Genomic DNA, 16,175 nt, shown 5'->3' on the forward strand with positions numbered 1-16,175 from the left:
CCAGAAAATCGCTGGGCTATAAAACACCATTGGAAGTATTTATGAGTTTCATCGAAGATGAGGAATTGTCTAGCTTATTTTGACAAACGAAAGAGTATAAATTAAAAGTACGAAAAGTAAAAAATCTGAAAAATTACGTTGACAGAATTGTCTGAAATAAATATAATTTATTTAAGCTAATAATTTATATCGGAATTCGTACATTATTCATTGGGTTTTCCATTATATGAATATAATATTTATTCATATAATGGAAAATCTAACACGATAAGTATAGATTCCAACTTTAATTCAAATATGGGGGGTATAACATGAAGAGAAAGTTTAAGTTTTTCAGTATTTTAATGCTTGCATTAGTTTTAGTACTTGCTGCATGTGGTGGCGGTAAGAAGAATGAAGATACGGGCAAGACAAGTGCAAAAAGTGGTAAAACAGAAAAAAGTGACGCTAAAGGCGGGACTTTAAATGTAGGGCTGACTGCACCACCAGAAGGTAACTTCCAGTCTATCTTTGCAGGAAGTACGGGAGATACAGAAGTTATTAGTTATTTCAATGATGGATTAGTAGATTTTAACGATCAACTAGAGATTAAGCCTAAAATTCTTTCGTGGAAAGATAAAGGTGACGGTAAAACTTATGAATTCAAAGTTAAAAAAGGTATTAAATGGCAAGATGGCAATGAATTTACAATTAATGACTGGATCTTCACTTTAGAAACTTTAGCGGATAAAGATTACGATGGTCCTCGTTATACTGGTGTGGAAGATATTAAAGGTGCTAAAGAAAAGCACGATGGCAAAGCCGATACTGTATCAGGTATCAAGAAAATTGATGACTATACAGCAGAAATCACTTTTGATAAGAAGAAAGTAAATAATTTATTAAATTTATGGACAGGCGCTCCTATCAGTGAGAAAGTTTTTAAAGATATTCCAGTAAAGGATATGGGGAAATCAGCAGAAGTTCGTAAAAATCCAATTGGTATTGGACCTTTCAAAGTTAAAAAGATTGTTGACGGTGAGTCTGTTGAATTTGAAAAGTTCAAAGATTACTGGCAAGGCGAACCAAAAATCGATAAGGTCAACCTACGTGTAATTGAACAGACTTCATTAACCCAAGCATTAGAAAGTGGAGAAGTTGATATGGCTTCTGTTACTCCACCAATTGCCAAAGAGGTTAAAGAATCTGGAGATGAAAAACTTAAAGTTTTAGAATCACCTTCAACAAGCTACATGATTCTTGGATTTGTATTAAATGATTATGATAAAAAGACGATGAAAATCGGAAAAGAACGTCCGAAATACCAAGATGTAAGATTACGTAAAGCGATGGCGCATGCAATTAATCGTGACGAATGGATTAAAGCATTCTTATATGGTTATGGAGAAAAAACTAATAGTTTAATTCCATCTAATCACTGGGTAGCAGCGGATAAAGATAAGTTAGAAGATTATAAATATGATACAAAAGAAGCAGAAAAATTACTGGATGAAGCAGGATATAAAGATAAAGATGGAGATGGCTTCCGTGAGGATCCTCAAGGTAAACCATTCGAAGTTAACTTGAAACATTATGCAGGATCTAATCCGACATTTGAACCACGAACTGCAGCTTTAAAAGGTTACTGGGAAAAAGTTGGTTTAAAAACAAAAGTTCAAATGGTTGAATTTGGTAAGTTTAATACAGATTTAGAGAATGCAGATAAAAGTATGGAAGTGTATTTCAGAAATTGGTCTCAAGGCGCTGATCCAGACCCATCAGGATTATATCGTTCAGATGCACTTTGGAATGAGTCTCGTTACAATAATCCAGAATCTGATAAATTATTAGATGATGCATTAGACTTCGACAAAGTTGGAACAGATAAAGAAAAACGTAAAGACTTATACGTGAAATGGCAACAATTAATGAACAAAGAATTACCAGTTATTCCTATGGCGGAATTAGTAGATACTACGGTAGTTAATGATCGAGTCAAAAACTTTGAAGTATCACTTAAAGGTACAAATCCACGTTATGAATGGGCTGTAGAAGACAAGAAATAATAAAAAAACCTCGATCCTTATCGAGGTTTTTTTTAAGAAAGAATGAAGGTGGGAGAATATGAGTGATAGAAGAATTATAGAGGTTAATGATCTAAAGGTTGGATTCGATATCAAAGATAAGTTCTACAATGCGGTTGATGGCGTATCATTTAGTATAGATCGCGGCGAAGTGATGGGTATCGTTGGTGAATCAGGATGTGGGAAATCTGTGCTTAGTATGTCACTAATGAAATTACTCCCTGAGAAAATTTCTAGAATATCTGGAGGAGAAATTATATATAAGGGTGAACATATTGAAAAGAAAACTGAAGATGAAATAAACAAATTTCGTGGTAAAGAAATTTCGATGATCTTCCAGGAGCCGATGACTTCTTTAAATCCAGTTTTCACAATCGGTAATCAGTTGATTGAAATGATTCAATTACATTTAAAGTTAAATAAACAGGAAGCACGAGAACGTGCAATAGAGTTATTAAGACAAGTTGGAATTCCGCGTGCGGACAAGATTGTTGATGAATACCCCCATCAGCTATCAGGTGGCATGCGTCAGCGTGTTATGATTGCGCTCGCTATATCATGTATGCCAAGCTTACTCATTGCTGATGAACCTACCACGGCTTTAGATGTAACTGTTCAAGCTCAAATTCTAGAATTACTGAAAGATGTTCAGACAAAGACGGATATGTCAATTATCTTTATTTCTCATGATTTAGGCGTAATTTCAGAAGTATGTGATACGGTGGCCGTAATGTATGCAGGCCGTATTATAGAAAAAGCGAAAGTTTCTGAAGTATTTAAGAATCCGAAACATCCTTATACGCAGTTACTGCTTAAATCTATTCCGAAATTAGATGAAGAAGTGGAACGTCTTGAAACAATTAAAGGTATCGTGCCTTCCATCACAGAATTAAGAACTGAAGGATGTCGTTTTGCAGAAAGATGTCCATTTGCTATGGAACATTGCTATACAAATACCCCTAAAGCGTCTGAATTTGAAGAAGGACATATTGCGTATTGTCACCTTTATAATGACGTAAAAGAGGAGGTAGTAAGGTAATGGAAAAGAAGACGATATTAGAAGTAAAAGATTTAAAACAGCACTATCCAATTAAAGGTGGATTCTTTAAACATACAATCGGCCATGTCAAAGCAGTGGATGGTATTTCATTCAAGATTCTAGAAGGTGAGACGATGGGTCTCGTTGGAGAATCAGGATGTGGTAAGTCTACTGCAGGTCGTACGATATTACGACTGCATGAGGCGACAGATGGAACAATCAATTTCCTTGGACAGGATATTACAAACATAAAAGGAAAAGATCTGCGAGAAGCACGTAAAGGATTTCAGATGGTCTTCCAGGATCCTTATGCGTCGCTTAATCCGATGCAGATGGTCGGGGACATCGTAGGTGAACCGATTCGTAACTATTATGGAAAGAAAATGAGTGAAATTGAAGATGAAGTAAAAGATTTGCTTAACCGCGTAGGATTAAATGAAGATGCATATTACCGTTATGCGCATGAATTCTCAGGAGGTCAACGTCAAAGGATTGGGATTGCACGTGCACTTGCCCTGAAGCCGAAACTAATTATTGCCGATGAACCCGTCAGTGCATTAGACGTATCTGTACAGTCCCAAGTATTGAATATTATGGATGATCTTCAAAAGGAATTCAATTTAAGCTACTTATTCATCGCGCATGACTTAAGCGTTGTTAAACACGTGAGTGATTACATTGGTGTTATGTATTTAGGTCATCTTGTAGAACAAGGACCAGCGGATGAAGTATATAATAACCCTCAGCACCCTTATACGAAAGCATTGATTTCAGCGATTCCTGAAATTGATCCTGAAAAACGTAAAGAACGTATTATATTAAAAGGCGATCTGCCTTCTCCAGCAGATCCGCCGTCAGGGTGCCCGTTTCATACGAGATGTCCTGTAGCAAAAGCAGAATGTAAGACGATTAAACCGAGAAGTGTACAGGTGAGCGAACGACACTATGCATCTTGTATCTTGCTTGAAGAAGGGAGCTTTGTAGATGATTCAGTTAATCGTTAGACGTCTATTATTAATGATTCCGTTACTATTCTTAACATCTATTGTCATCTTTGGAATCTCGAAACTTCAACCAGGAGATGCATTTACTGGGATGGGTGATCCTAAAAATGCTAAATCTGAATATATTGAAGCACAGCGTGAAAAGCTTGGGCTAAACGATCCGATTCATGTACAATACATTAAATGGGGTAAGAACGTAATTAAGGGAGACTTAGGTGATTCTATTCGTTATAAGCGACCAGTTATTGATTTAATAAAAGAAAGAATGCCGAATACAATACTGTTAGGTGTGGTCACTTTAATTATTACATATCTTGCAGCATTTCCATTAGGTATCATTTCTGGACGTAAGCCTTATACGTTTATAGATTATGTAGTTCAATTCTTTAATTATCTCATGCTTGCTGTACCGTCATTTGTAGCTGGTGTATTTGCAATCTATATCTTTGCATTCAAATTAGGTTGGTTCCCATTTTCAGGATCAGTAGCAATCGGGCTTGAAAATGGTTCATTACAATATTATTTAAGTAAGCTATACCATGCAATACTACCAGGAACAATATTGGGGATTTTATCTACAGCAAGCTATGTTCAGTTTCTACGTAATGATATCATTGAAAATTCACGTAAGGATTATACAAGAACAGCACGTGCAAAAGGATTATCTAAGTCTAAGATTTATAATAAACATATCTTAAGAAACTCGATAATTCCAATCGTTACTTTCTTTGGAGCAGATGTATTGTCAATCTTTGGTGGAGCAGTTATCACTGAAACAATCTTCTCTTATCCGGGTATCGGAAAATTACTCGTAGATTCAATCAGTGGTAAAGATTATCCTCTGATGATGGCGTTATTACTATTCTTCTCTTTCTTAGGGTTACTTGCGAACTTAATCTCAGATATCGCATACAGTATTGTAGACCCAAGAATTAAGAGTAACTAGGAGGATGACTATGAATACAGTAAAAACTGAAACAGTAAACTTAAAACCTAAAAAAGTAGCCAAGTCACCTCTGCAAATTGCACGTGCAAAATTTATGAAAAATAAACTTGCGATGGGCGCATTGATAACTTTATTGACGATTTTTATTATTTCATTGTTATCGCCCCTTATCGCACCATATGATCCGAATCTTCAGAACTTAGTACTTATTAAAGGTGATATGAGTCCGGAACACTGGTTAGGAACAGATGCCGGTGGACGTGATATATTAAGCCGATTGTTATACTCAGGACGCGTATCATTAATCTTTGGACTTGTAACAACAGTAGGATTACTCCTTATTGGTGTATTGATTGGAATGATCTCAGGATACTACGGTGGATGGGTAGATACGATACTCATGCGTTTCACTGAGTTCGTAATGTTATTCCCATTCTTACCATTCGCAATCGTATTAAACGCAACATTCAGCGATAAGATTAAAAACCCATACGGATCAGCAATGATCTTAGCAGCAGTATTAATCGCATTGTCATGGGTCGGAATTGCAAGGCTCGTACGTGGTAAAGTGATGCAGGAGAAAGAAAATGAATATTTTTTAGCCGCAAAATCAATCGGAACACCAACATATAAGATTTTATTCAAACACCTATTCCCGAACATCTTAAGCGTTATTATCGTACAGGCAACATTATTATTCGCAGTACAGATTGTAGCAGAAGCAGGATTGAGTTTCTTAGGATTCGGTATCGATAAAGCTACACCGACATGGGGGAATATGTTATCTGACGCGCAAGAAGGGGATATCCTGCGCGGGAAACCATGGATTTGGATGCCACCAGCGATTGCGATTACAGTAACAATCCTTTGTATTAACTTCATCGGTGAAGGTATTAAAGATGCAATGAACCCTAAATCAAATCGATAGAGGTGATAATATAACAGAACATCACGATGACATAGAAATTCGTTATGATGAAGACGAACTGATTACAGAACAGGAAGTGTCTGAAGAAGAAATCACAGAACGAAAGATCGAAATTGAAGAAGAAATCATTGAACGTGATCGTAAGTTGATTTAGTACTTTGAAAATGAGCGACTGATAACATAATCAGTCGCTTATTTTTATAAGGAGGTTTATATGGAAGATTTAAGGTTAAGATTTTTAAAAGATAATAAACTTGTACAAATACCTAAAAAAGAGAAAGATAAGATTCTTCTCTTTAATTGGTTTGTCACGTTATTTGATGCATCAAAAACATATTCAGAGAAAGAAATTAATGAAGTGATAAAACGTTTTTATGATGATTATGCAATAATCAGAAGATACATGGTAGATTACGGTTATTTAAAAAGAACAGATGACGGGAAGAGCTATGAAAGAGTGAAGTGAGGTGACGATCTGTTTGCACTGAAAGTTCAAAATTTGAGCAAGAAATTATAATAGGAATATGTAGAATATGAAATAATCCATTGTACTTACCAGAGTATGTCCGGGCGCAATATAAAACGCCTGAACCATCACCGGTTCAGGCGTTCTTAATTGAACTTTAACTTATTTTCTCTTTCTTCCGAGTCCCATTGCGTTTTCCATTTTCTTTAACATCTTGAATGATTTCTTACGTGCTTTCTCAGCACCTTCGTCTAATATTCTGTCTAATTCCTCAGAGTTCATATAATATTCATATTTCTCCTGGAATGGCGTAATAAACTTAACCATGACGTCAGCAAGATCAGATTTAAAGTCGCCATATCCTTTGCCTTCATACATTGCTTCAAGTTCGGCGATTGGCTTACTGGTAAATATTGAATAGATGCTGAGGAGATTCGAGATACCTGGCTTGTTTTCCTTATCATATTTCACGATTCCGTCCGAGTCTGTTACTGCTGATTTAATTTTCTTAGCGACAGTGTTTGGCGGGTCCAGTAATGAGATGAATCCTTTCGTGTTGCTGTCAGATTTACTCATTTTCTTCGTCGGTTCCTGTAAGCTCATAATTCTGCCACCGACTTTAGGCATGCGTATCTCAGGGATTGTGAAGATGTCGTTGTAACGTGCGTTGAAGCGTTCTGCTAAGTCGCGTGCTAATTCCAGATGTTGCTTCTGATCTTCACCAACAGGTACGATGTTCGTTCCATATAAAAGAATGTCAGCCGCCATTAGTGGTGGATATGTGAGTAATCCTGCAGGTATGCCTTCTTTACGGTCCTTTGCTTTATCTTTATATTGTGTCATACGTTCTAATTCGCCGATTGATGAGATAGTAGTCAGCATCCATCCAGCCTGAGCATGTGCGGGGACTTCTGACTGAATGAAGAGTGTCACTTTTTCTGGGTCGAGTCCACTTGCTAAGTAAAGGGCTGCGAGTGAGCGGATGTTCTTACGTAGTGCCGCTTTGTCTTGTGGTACTGTGATAGCATGCTGATCAACGATGCAGAAATAGCAGTCGTACTCATCCTGTATCTCTGTAAATTGCTTCAATGCGCCGATATAGTTACCGATTGTCGGAACCCCACTCGGCTGTATACCTGAGAATAATGTTTCCATTTGATTAACTCCTTTGATTAAGTTTCTTCTATATTATTATTCATTGTACTACAAAATACATATTATCGAAATATGACGATTGTGAAACTTTATGAAAACGTATTGTTATTATTGTTTGATGGGTGTATAGTGTAAGTGTAAATATTAAAAGTTTTATTTAGATTCTTGCTTAAGATATAAATAAGGCAAAAATGTGAATTATCTGAAATTAGCATAAAATCTTTTTAAAATATTAGAGAATTCTCATTTAATTTTAATGTTTACGTATTATAATGACATTATCAGGTTAGGAAAGACAAATAATTTAAAGATTTGTCAAATCATATGTTTAACGTCCTAGTATTCGGGTATATAGGTAGAGTACACACCTCGTATGAAAGAACTAACCGATAAATCTAAACAATTAGGAGAGTGAGATGTATGGTAACATTATTTACTTCGCCAAGTTGCACATCTTGCCGTAAAGCGAAAGCATGGTTACAAGAACATGACATTCCGTATACGGAGCGTAATATTTTTTCAGAAAACTTATCAATTGATGAGATTAAAGCGATTTTAAGAATGACAGAAGATGGTACAGATGAAATTATCTTTACACGTTCTAAGACATTCCAGAAATTAAATGTAGATATCGATTCATTACCATTACAAGATTTATATGATATTATTCAGAAGAATCCTGGATTACTTCGTCGTCCGATTATTTTAGATGAGAAACGTCTACAAGTTGGATACAACGAAGATGAAATCAGAAGATTCTTACCACGTAAGGTACGTACATTCCAATTATTAGAAGCACAACGTATGGTAGATTAATATCGATGTAAATAGAGGTACCTGCATTTGCAGGTACCTCTATTTATAAACAGTTTTATTGTAGGAAATCTTTTCTTCGTGTACAATGATATTACCATTCATACATAGGATTGGAGGAATGACTCATGAGAATAGAGCGAGTGAATGAATCAACTTTAAAATTTTATTTGACATATACTGATATTGAAGCGCGTGGTTTCAAACGTGATGATCTGTGGACGAGCCGCAAGAAAGGTGAGGAATTCTTCTGGTCTGTGATGGAAGAGGTTAATCAGGAAGAGGATTTCTTTTTCGATGGCCCTTTATGGATACAAGTCCATGCCTTTGATAAAGGAATTGAGGTTGTTGTAACAAAATCTAAGAATGATGATCTGCAGTTACCAGAAGATGACAGTGACTTAAATATAGATGAGAAAGTGAATGATTTTATTAATAATTCAATGCACAGCGATTCTGAACTACGCGATTTACTTATGCGTGCGTCAGAAGAATCGACAGAACAGTTCTTTATTGTACACTTTGACGATCTGGAAGATGTGATTCAGTTTAGTTATCATAATTATGAAGATGTAGACATTGAAGACTTATTGTATATGTATGAAGGTAAATATTATTACTATGTAGAGTTCGATGACCATATGTCAGAAGATGCGATTCATAGTTATATTGCACATCTGCTGGAATATGCGAATGAGACACAAATTTCTCATGAACAGCTGGATGAATACGGTAAGATTGTGATGAGTCACAACGTAAAGCGTCAAGTGAAGCAGTATTTTAAACAGTAATCTTTACAAAATCTTATAGAATCAAAACAGCACTTTCTGATATATATTATCAGGAGGTGCTGTTTTTGATTCAGGCGATGAATAGTAACGGAGAAATAGTACAAGCACAGTTTGCAGAGCGTAATGCTGATTATTACTGTCCGGTGTGTCAGCAGAAGGTTGTGCTGAGAAGAGGCGCTATGAAGATCCCTCATTTTTCACATCGTTCGATATATGATTGTTTCAGCAATGTCTACCGTAAAGAATCGCTTAGTCATCTGCAAGGGAAATATATGCTATACGGCATGTTCGGAGCGCATCATGCATCACTTGAATATTTTATTAGCGAAATTGAACAGATTCCTGATATTCTACTTAAAGAAGGCGTTGCATTAGAACTTCAGCTATCAGTAATCCCAGCGCATATCATTGCAAGCAGGACAGCAGGCTATCAGTCGCTCGATATGAAAGTATGCTGGATTACCGACTATCATTCGGTTAAGTTAGAGGAAGATATATTGACATTGAATTATTTTCAGCAGTCATTGATCTATTATCCGTCACATACTTTATTTGTACTGGATATTGCAGGTGAAACATTTTATGCACTGAAGATTCAGCAAGTAGTGGGGCGTTTTAAATATAAGGTGCAGCGATTTACAGTTCAATCGAAGGAAGTACTCTTCTATCATATGACACATTCGCTACTGCAATCGGAACATAGGGTGATGAACGACAGAGACGTGGAGCAGTATGTGAGAAACTGCATTGCGAAACGCTCTGTATTAGAACCGACATTAAGTGCACTCTATCAGCTGAATATTCGTAAGGACGATATACCTTTACAGTATCGCATCATCCTGCCTGAGCAGATGCTGTTGAATGCGCATCCAATCTATTGGCAGCTGGAGCTACAACGTATGGTATCTCATGATGCGTTTACATTAGAGGCATTCAATTCGGTATTGAATATTCATCCTGCAGTCAAGTGTTATCGTCATGAGCTTTCTTTATGCACACATATTTTACAAGAATATTATCGAATATCGAAGAAAATACGTGCAATTTCTGTAGAAAAATGAGAAAATTAAGATAAATTTATTTTAGGAGGCTATTTATGTCAGAACTGATTACAAGAGATGAACAGAAATTAGAGAATACATGGGACTTAACTACAATCTTTGCAAGTGATGAAGATTGGGAACGTGCCTTCAAGAAGCTTGAAGGATACCTTGGTCGAGAAGAAGAAATAAAAGGGAAAATCGGTGATAGTGCAGAAAACTTATTAGAAGCATTGCTATTAGATGCTGAAATCGATGAACAGCTCGGGAAAGTTTATGTATACGCGCACTTAAAACATGACCAGGATACTTCCAATGCGAAGTACACAGCATTGGAACAGCGCGCAGCAAATTTAGCAAGCCAGTTCAGTGCACGCTGGAGCTTTATGCTGCCTGAATTGATATCGATTGATGAAGCGACATTAAAATCCTATGTTGCTGAACTGGATGGCTTGAAACGTTTCGCATTTGATCTAGAGCGTATCAATAAGAAGCGTCCACACGTATTAAGTGAAAGTGAAGAGAAGATTCTTGCAGAAGCCTCTGAGGCATTATCTGCGTCGACAAATACGTTCGGTATGTTTAACAATGCTGACTTGAAGTTCGATAACGTCAAGGATAAAGAAGGAAACAGCTTACCATTATCTCATGGCAACTATATTACATATCTAGAATCAGATGACCGTGTATTAAGAGAGAATGCATATAAAGAAGTGTATTCAAAGTATGGACAGTTTAATAATACGTTAGCACAGACATTAGCAGGTAAAGTGAAGGCAAGTGTATTTTCAAGCAAAGTTCGAAACTACGAAAGTGCACGTGCACAGGCGCTGTCTAACAATGATATCCCCGAATCGGTTTATGATAATTTAGTGCAGACAGTGAATGATAATCTCCATTTATTACATCGCTATACGAAGCTGCGTAAGGAATTACTCGGATTAGATGAAATGCATATGTATGATATGTACACGCCAGTAATTCAGGATGAGAAATTCGAAGTGACGTATGAAGAAGCGAAAGCGTGGATGCTGAAAAGTTTAGAACCGATGGGATCAGAATATACAGATGTCATCAAAGAAGGATTAACGAATCGCTGGGTCGATGTTTATGAGAATAAGGGTAAGAGAAGCGGAGCATACTCTTCAGGTACGTTCGGTACTAATCCATTCATCTTAATGAACTGGACAGATAGTGTGAACAATACATTTACCTTGACGCATGAATTTGGACATAGTGCACATAGTTATTTCTCAAGAAATAATCAGCCATCTAATATGTCAGGCTATTCTATCTTCGTAGCGGAAGTTGCTTCAACTTGTAACGAAGCATTGCTTGCTGATTATATGTACAAGCATCTGGACGATGATAAGAAGAAGCTCTATTTACTGAACTACCAGTTAGATGGATTCCGCGGTACAGTGTTCAGACAGACAATGTTTGCAGAGTTTGAATATTTAATCCATACACTTGCTGAACAGAATGAACCGTTGACAGCAGAGCGACTAAACGCAGAGTACCGCAAGTTAAATGAGAAGTATTACGGTGACGCTGTAATTACGGATGACTATATTCAGTATGAGTGGGGCAGAATTCCACACTTCTATTACAATTACTATGTATATCAATATGCAACAGGATATAGTGCGGCATACGCTTTAAGTAAGAAGATTTTAGAAGAGGGACAACCCGCTGTTGATAAGTATATCAATGAATTCCTGAAAGCCGGAAGTTCTGATTATCCGATCGAAGTGCTGAAGAAAGCAGGTGTCGATATGAACGAAAAAACACCAATTGAAAATGCATGCAAAGTATTTGAAGAACGTCTGGATGCTTTTGAAGCATTGATTAAATCAAGGTCGTAAACACTCGCGAACAGACACGTGTGGCAGCATAAAGATGCAAAGACTTTGTGAAATCGTTTACAATATGTCTATTTTGTGAACGATAGACAAAAACGTTGAAATGAATAATCACACATGTTATATTTTATACATGAAATTGATCACATACCAAACATACCCCTTTGTTTGAGTGAAAGATTTCTCCCATCCCCTTTGTTTAATACCGTGTATACAGACACGGTATTTTTTTATGCCTTTTTTTAAAGTTAACATATAGTAGATAAAATCACCCGAACACTACTGAGGATACGTAGTGTTCGGGTGATTTATCTTTAGTTATAAATTTTATATACTGGATTTTCTCCAAAAAAGATCATGGTCATAATGGACATCTTCTATTAATCGTTGCATCTTTAATTTACGTAGTTCATTGATGAGCAGAGGTTTCGGCCATTCATAGATGACTTCGAGCTCTGATTCACTGACGAGCTCCTGTTCGTTGATATAGTCCATGAGTTTTGGTGGTAGTTCTTTTTCTATAGGAACATCCATCAATTCACTGATAATATACGTATAGATTGAATAGTTCTGAATGCCTTCCACCTTCAACCCCTCATCTTCGAAGTTTTCATTGAAGAACACAAGTGTCGGTGTATAGTTGACATCCATTTCGTTCGAAATATGCTGGTCGCATTTTAGCGATGTGGTCACGTGACTGCTTTTTATATCCTCTAAGAATACTTCAACATCAATCCCTGCTTTGTCCGCTGAATGGAGTATCAGTTCTTTTGTGATGATATCCTGTTTAGGCATGATGGCATTCTGGATGTAGTTTAAAAAGTGTGCAGCCTTTTTGCGACCTTGCAGTTCAGCGGCTTTAAATGCAAGTGCGATATTATCATCGATTGTCGTACTTTGCGCCTGACATTTAGTGAGTACTTTCAAGCTAGGCAGAAGAATCTGCCTAATGTCGACAAACTGATTATATTCTATTTGTAGCTTACGAAGTAACGATTTCATCTGCCATGAGTCCTTACAGAAGGGATCGAAGAAAGAATAGATTTCAATTTTCTTCTTAGACATCAATGGTTCATATTGTTTTTCGCGTACAAGCTGTAAATGATTCATTGTATTCACCTGCAATTAATATTCAGCATTCACCATATGTTCTGCTGTTAATGTCAGCCTTTGTAATAGATACGTTCTGACATCCTTATCCATATCCACCTCATGTGCTGCCCTGTACATGTTCTCAAGCCATGCGTCCTTTTCTTGTGAACCGATAGTAAACGGCATATGTCTGCCACGCAGCATTGGGTGACCATGCTCATCTGAGTATAGGGTAGGTCCTCCAAGAAACTGTGTTAAGAATTGTTTCTGTTTACGGCTCGTTTCTTCGAAGTCACCAGGAAACAGATGGTTGATACGTGTATCATGTGCGACATATCGATAGAAGATATCAATCATCTCATACAATGTTTCCTGACCGATTTGTTCAAATGGCGTGTTCAATATGTCAGCTCCTTTTTAACTAAATATATCATGTATATTACTTTTTAAAAGTTTTTTGCTTGTAACTCCATCAAATGATCATAGAAACGCTGTACTTTATTTTTACTTACAGAAACAGGAATATTGTGCTGTTTTAGCAAGTTATCGAATATTTGTTTGCCGCTGTCATAATCTGAGACTTCATATTCAAGTTCGAAGTCTTCTGTATCCAGGTAGGCACTGGCATCAAGTATAAGCAGGCCGGATTCATATTCTGTCTCCATACGTTCAGTTGATAATGCCCCGAATACTTTCAGCGGCGCGTGGATATCACGTCTGATCAGTTCACTGCGAATCGGTTCCGGTAATGTTTCTACTTCAAAGAAATCTTGTGTTAGAAGGCTATCATCAAGTGGAATATTATATTCCATGACGCCAATCTGCTGAGGGATTTTCAATGTCATCTCTTTAACCTTCCCGGCGTCTCTGATGCGCAGTGCGATGTGCTTATCTCTAAGCTTGAAATCTTCCGTATCCATATAGAAGTTGGTCTGCGTAAAAGGTGATACGTCTTTAAAGTAAAATGACTTAAGTAAGGTATAGCTTTCATAGTTGAGCATGTTCTTGAATTCGATTTCCAGGTGATTCATCGTGAGCCTCCAATAATAAATGTTAACTTTATTATGCGAAAACTGTACTTTTAAGTAAAGAAATTAACATATTTTATATAGAAATTATCAATACGTTAAAGTTATGTGTCGTTTTGTGTTAAAATATTGTTGTTAAGGAGTGAACATTATGAATTTACATGTCAACGAAATTAAACTGGAAGATAACAAAGTTAAGCTATATACAGAAGAACCACAAATGGACGTTACAGCAACAGGAACAATGGTCGTAGATAGTGATCATATGCAGTTTGTCTATCTGCTGGATGATGGGGACTTCCATCACTTACGATTTGTCCAGGAAACATGGCCGATGTTAAAGCAGTATCAGGATAAAGACTGGTATCTATACGGAACGCTACAGTTAGATAACTTTAAGGAAGAACTGCAGTTTCTGCTTGAGAACATAGAAGGTAACTATAACTATGGGAAAGAATTTACAGAGAGTGTTGAGCATGCATTTGAATTGTAGGACGGAGTGAGCGTATGAATCAATGGGATTTATTCTTGTCGCCGTATCATCAGGCGGTTGATGAACTTAAAGTGAAGCTTAAAGGCATAAGGAAACAGTTTATTAATGAAGGTAAATCATCACCAATTGAATTTGTGACCGGACGCGTAAAGCCGGTACCAAGCATTATCGAGAAAGCGAATACGAGAGGAATCGCGTTTGATAAGCTCAGTGAAGAGATGTATGATATTGCGGGTTTAAGGTTAATGTGCCAGTTCGTTGATGATATCGTTGTTGTCGTTAATATGCTTAAAGCAAGAAGTGACTTTGAAGTCGTTGAAGAGCGTGATTATATCAAAGATACGAAGGAAAGCGGCTATCGCTCGTATCATGTCATCATCAAGTATCCGATAGAAACGTTATCGGGCCAGAAGTTTATTCTTGCAGAAATTCAGATTCGTACACTTGCCATGAATTTCTGGGCAACGATTGAACATACGCTGCGCTATAAGTATAGTGGGGACTATCCACCGGAAATCAGAACGAGACTAGAACGTGCGGCTGAAGCTGCATTTCTGCTGGATGAAGAGATGTCTGAAATTCGTGAAGAAATACAGGAAGCACAAAAATATTATAGCGAGCAACGCAGCGAAAAACGCTAAGAGGTGAAGCGATGAGATATGCAATATTGACTAAAGGTGACTCTAAAAGTAATGCTTTAAAGCAGAAGATGGTCAGTTATATGAATGACTTCAATATGACAGAAGATACAGCGACTCCTGAAATTGTCATCTCTGTTGGGGGAGATGGTACATTACTGCAGGCGTTTCATACATATAGTCATCGACTGGAAGAAACGAGTTTTGTAGGTATACATACAGGACATCTTGGCTTCTATGCAGACTGGCTCCCGCATGAAGTGGAAAAACTGATCATTGCAATCAACAATGATTCATTTCAGGTGATTGAATACCCGCTTGTGGAAGTTGTCGTCAGATACGATGAAGGTAAGGCGAGTCGATATCTCGCGTTGAACGAAGCCACTGTAAAGACGCATAATGGTGCAACGCTGGTCGCAGATATAAGTTTAAGAGGCGAGCTCTTCGAACGCTTCAGAGGAGATGGCTTGTGTATTTCAACACCGAGTGGCTCTACAGCATATAATAAAGCACTTGGCGGTGCACTGATACATCCTTCATTGGATGCGATTCAAGTGACCGAAATTGCTTCGATTAACAATCGCGTGTTCCGTACGGTCGGCTCTCCGCTCGTGCTGCCTAAACATCATAATTGTCAGGTGGAACCTGCAAATCCAATCACGTTACAGCTTACATTTGATCATATCACTGCGGATCATAAAGGTATTTCGTCGATACAGTACCGCGTTGCAGATGAGAAAGTGAGATTTGCACGTTTCAGACCTTTTCCTTTCTGGAAACGTGTGCACGATTCGTTTATCGCAAGCGAATGAAAGAG

17 protein-coding genes are annotated in these 16,175 nt (G+C 37.3%); 13 read left to right on the forward strand and 4 right to left on the reverse strand.

Annotated elements, in window-relative coordinates:
• Positions 1–311: 311 nt before the first annotated feature.
• From opp4A to CD152_RS01470, 6 genes are all read left to right on the forward strand, one after another.
• Entirely contained in the window at positions 312–2,045 is a 1,734-nt protein-coding gene (gene opp4A, locus CD152_RS01445; RefSeq protein WP_103214271.1) for an oligopeptide ABC transporter substrate-binding protein, read from the forward strand.
• 58 nt (positions 2,046–2,103) lie between these two features.
• Positions 2,104–3,102 (forward strand): ABC transporter ATP-binding protein, encoded by a 999-nt coding sequence (locus tag CD152_RS01450; protein ID WP_103214272.1) that lies wholly within the window; start codon positions 2,104–2,106, stop codon positions 3,100–3,102.
• A complete protein-coding gene (locus tag CD152_RS01455; protein WP_101030475.1) occupies positions 3,102–4,106 on the forward strand; it encodes an ABC transporter ATP-binding protein in 1,005 nt (334 codons plus the stop codon). The genes CD152_RS01450 and CD152_RS01455 overlap by 1 nt, the downstream gene beginning before the upstream one ends.
• Positions 4,087–5,052, forward strand: a complete 966-nt coding sequence (gene opp4B, locus CD152_RS01460; RefSeq protein ID WP_101030478.1) for an oligopeptide ABC transporter permease — start codon at positions 4,087–4,089, stop codon at positions 5,050–5,052. The genes CD152_RS01455 and opp4B overlap by 20 nt, the downstream gene beginning before the upstream one ends.
• Positions 5,053–5,062: 10 nt before the next feature.
• On the forward strand, positions 5,063–5,980 hold the full coding sequence (gene opp4C / locus CD152_RS01465; protein WP_101030481.1) for an oligopeptide ABC transporter permease: 918 nt from the start codon (positions 5,063–5,065) through the stop codon (positions 5,978–5,980).
• 214 nt (positions 5,981–6,194) lie between these two features.
• On the forward strand, positions 6,195–6,446 hold the full coding sequence (locus CD152_RS01470) for a DUF2087 domain-containing protein (protein ID WP_101030483.1): 252 nt from the start codon (positions 6,195–6,197) through the stop codon (positions 6,444–6,446).
• A 162-nt stretch (positions 6,447–6,608) separates the two neighbouring features.
• On the opposite strand, the gene trpS is transcribed toward CD152_RS01470, so the two are convergent.
• Positions 6,609–7,601, reverse strand: a complete 993-nt coding sequence (gene trpS / locus CD152_RS01475; RefSeq protein WP_101041786.1) for a tryptophan--tRNA ligase — start codon at positions 7,599–7,601, stop codon at positions 6,609–6,611.
• 420 nt (positions 7,602–8,021) lie between these two features.
• Here trpS and spxA point away from each other — a divergent pair, with 420 nt between their 5' ends.
• The 4 genes from spxA to pepF all read left to right on the forward strand — a co-directional run bounded on the left by spxA (position 8,022) and on the right by pepF (position 12,110).
• Entirely contained in the window at positions 8,022–8,417 is a 396-nt protein-coding gene (gene spxA, locus CD152_RS01480; RefSeq protein WP_103214273.1) for a transcriptional regulator SpxA, read from the forward strand.
• A 125-nt stretch (positions 8,418–8,542) separates the two neighbouring features.
• Positions 8,543–9,205, forward strand: a complete 663-nt coding sequence (mecA, locus tag CD152_RS01485; RefSeq protein ID WP_012656520.1) for an adaptor protein MecA — start codon at positions 8,543–8,545, stop codon at positions 9,203–9,205.
• 65 nt (positions 9,206–9,270) lie between these two features.
• A complete protein-coding gene (locus CD152_RS01490) occupies positions 9,271–10,266 on the forward strand; it encodes a competence protein CoiA (protein WP_103214274.1) in 996 nt (331 codons plus the stop codon).
• A 35-nt stretch (positions 10,267–10,301) separates the two neighbouring features.
• Positions 10,302–12,110, forward strand: coding sequence for an oligoendopeptidase F (pepF, locus tag CD152_RS01495; RefSeq protein ID WP_103214275.1), 1,809 nt, complete (start codon positions 10,302–10,304; stop codon positions 12,108–12,110).
• 324 nt (positions 12,111–12,434) lie between these two features.
• Here pepF and CD152_RS01500 read toward each other — a convergent pair whose 3' ends face one another.
• From CD152_RS01500 to CD152_RS01510, 3 genes are read right to left on the reverse strand one after another with little or no spacing between them, the layout of a single operon-like run.
• Entirely contained in the window at positions 12,435–13,217 is a 783-nt protein-coding gene (locus CD152_RS01500) for a ClpXP adapter SpxH family protein (RefSeq protein ID WP_103214276.1), read from the reverse strand.
• Between the two features lie 15 nt (positions 13,218–13,232).
• Positions 13,233–13,604, reverse strand: coding sequence for a globin domain-containing protein (locus tag CD152_RS01505; RefSeq protein ID WP_086038402.1), 372 nt, complete (start codon positions 13,602–13,604; stop codon positions 13,233–13,235).
• A gap of 41 nt (positions 13,605–13,645) precedes the next feature.
• Positions 13,646–14,230: a CYTH domain-containing protein gene (locus CD152_RS01510; RefSeq protein WP_101140462.1), complete on the reverse strand. Its 585-nt coding sequence runs from the start codon at positions 14,228–14,230 to the stop codon at positions 13,646–13,648.
• Positions 14,231–14,378: 148 nt separating this feature from the next.
• Between CD152_RS01510 and CD152_RS01515 the strand changes: the two genes are divergently transcribed.
• From CD152_RS01515 to CD152_RS01525, 3 genes are read left to right on the forward strand one after another with little or no spacing between them, the layout of a single operon-like run.
• Positions 14,379–14,720 carry a UPF0738 family protein gene (locus CD152_RS01515; protein WP_099482497.1) on the forward strand — a complete coding sequence of 114 codons (342 nt, stop codon included), beginning with the start codon at positions 14,379–14,381 and terminating at the stop codon, positions 14,718–14,720.
• Between the two features lie 14 nt (positions 14,721–14,734).
• Entirely contained in the window at positions 14,735–15,361 is a 627-nt protein-coding gene (locus tag CD152_RS01520) for a GTP pyrophosphokinase (protein WP_101140463.1), read from the forward strand.
• Positions 15,362–15,372: 11 nt separating this feature from the next.
• Positions 15,373–16,170: an NAD kinase gene (locus CD152_RS01525; protein ID WP_103214277.1), complete on the forward strand. Its 798-nt coding sequence runs from the start codon at positions 15,373–15,375 to the stop codon at positions 16,168–16,170.
• The last annotated feature ends 5 nt before the right edge of the window (positions 16,171–16,175 follow it).

This window comes from Macrococcoides caseolyticum (assembly GCF_002902665.1).
Taxonomy (GTDB): Bacteria; Bacillota; Bacilli; order Staphylococcales; family Staphylococcaceae; genus Macrococcoides; species Macrococcoides caseolyticum.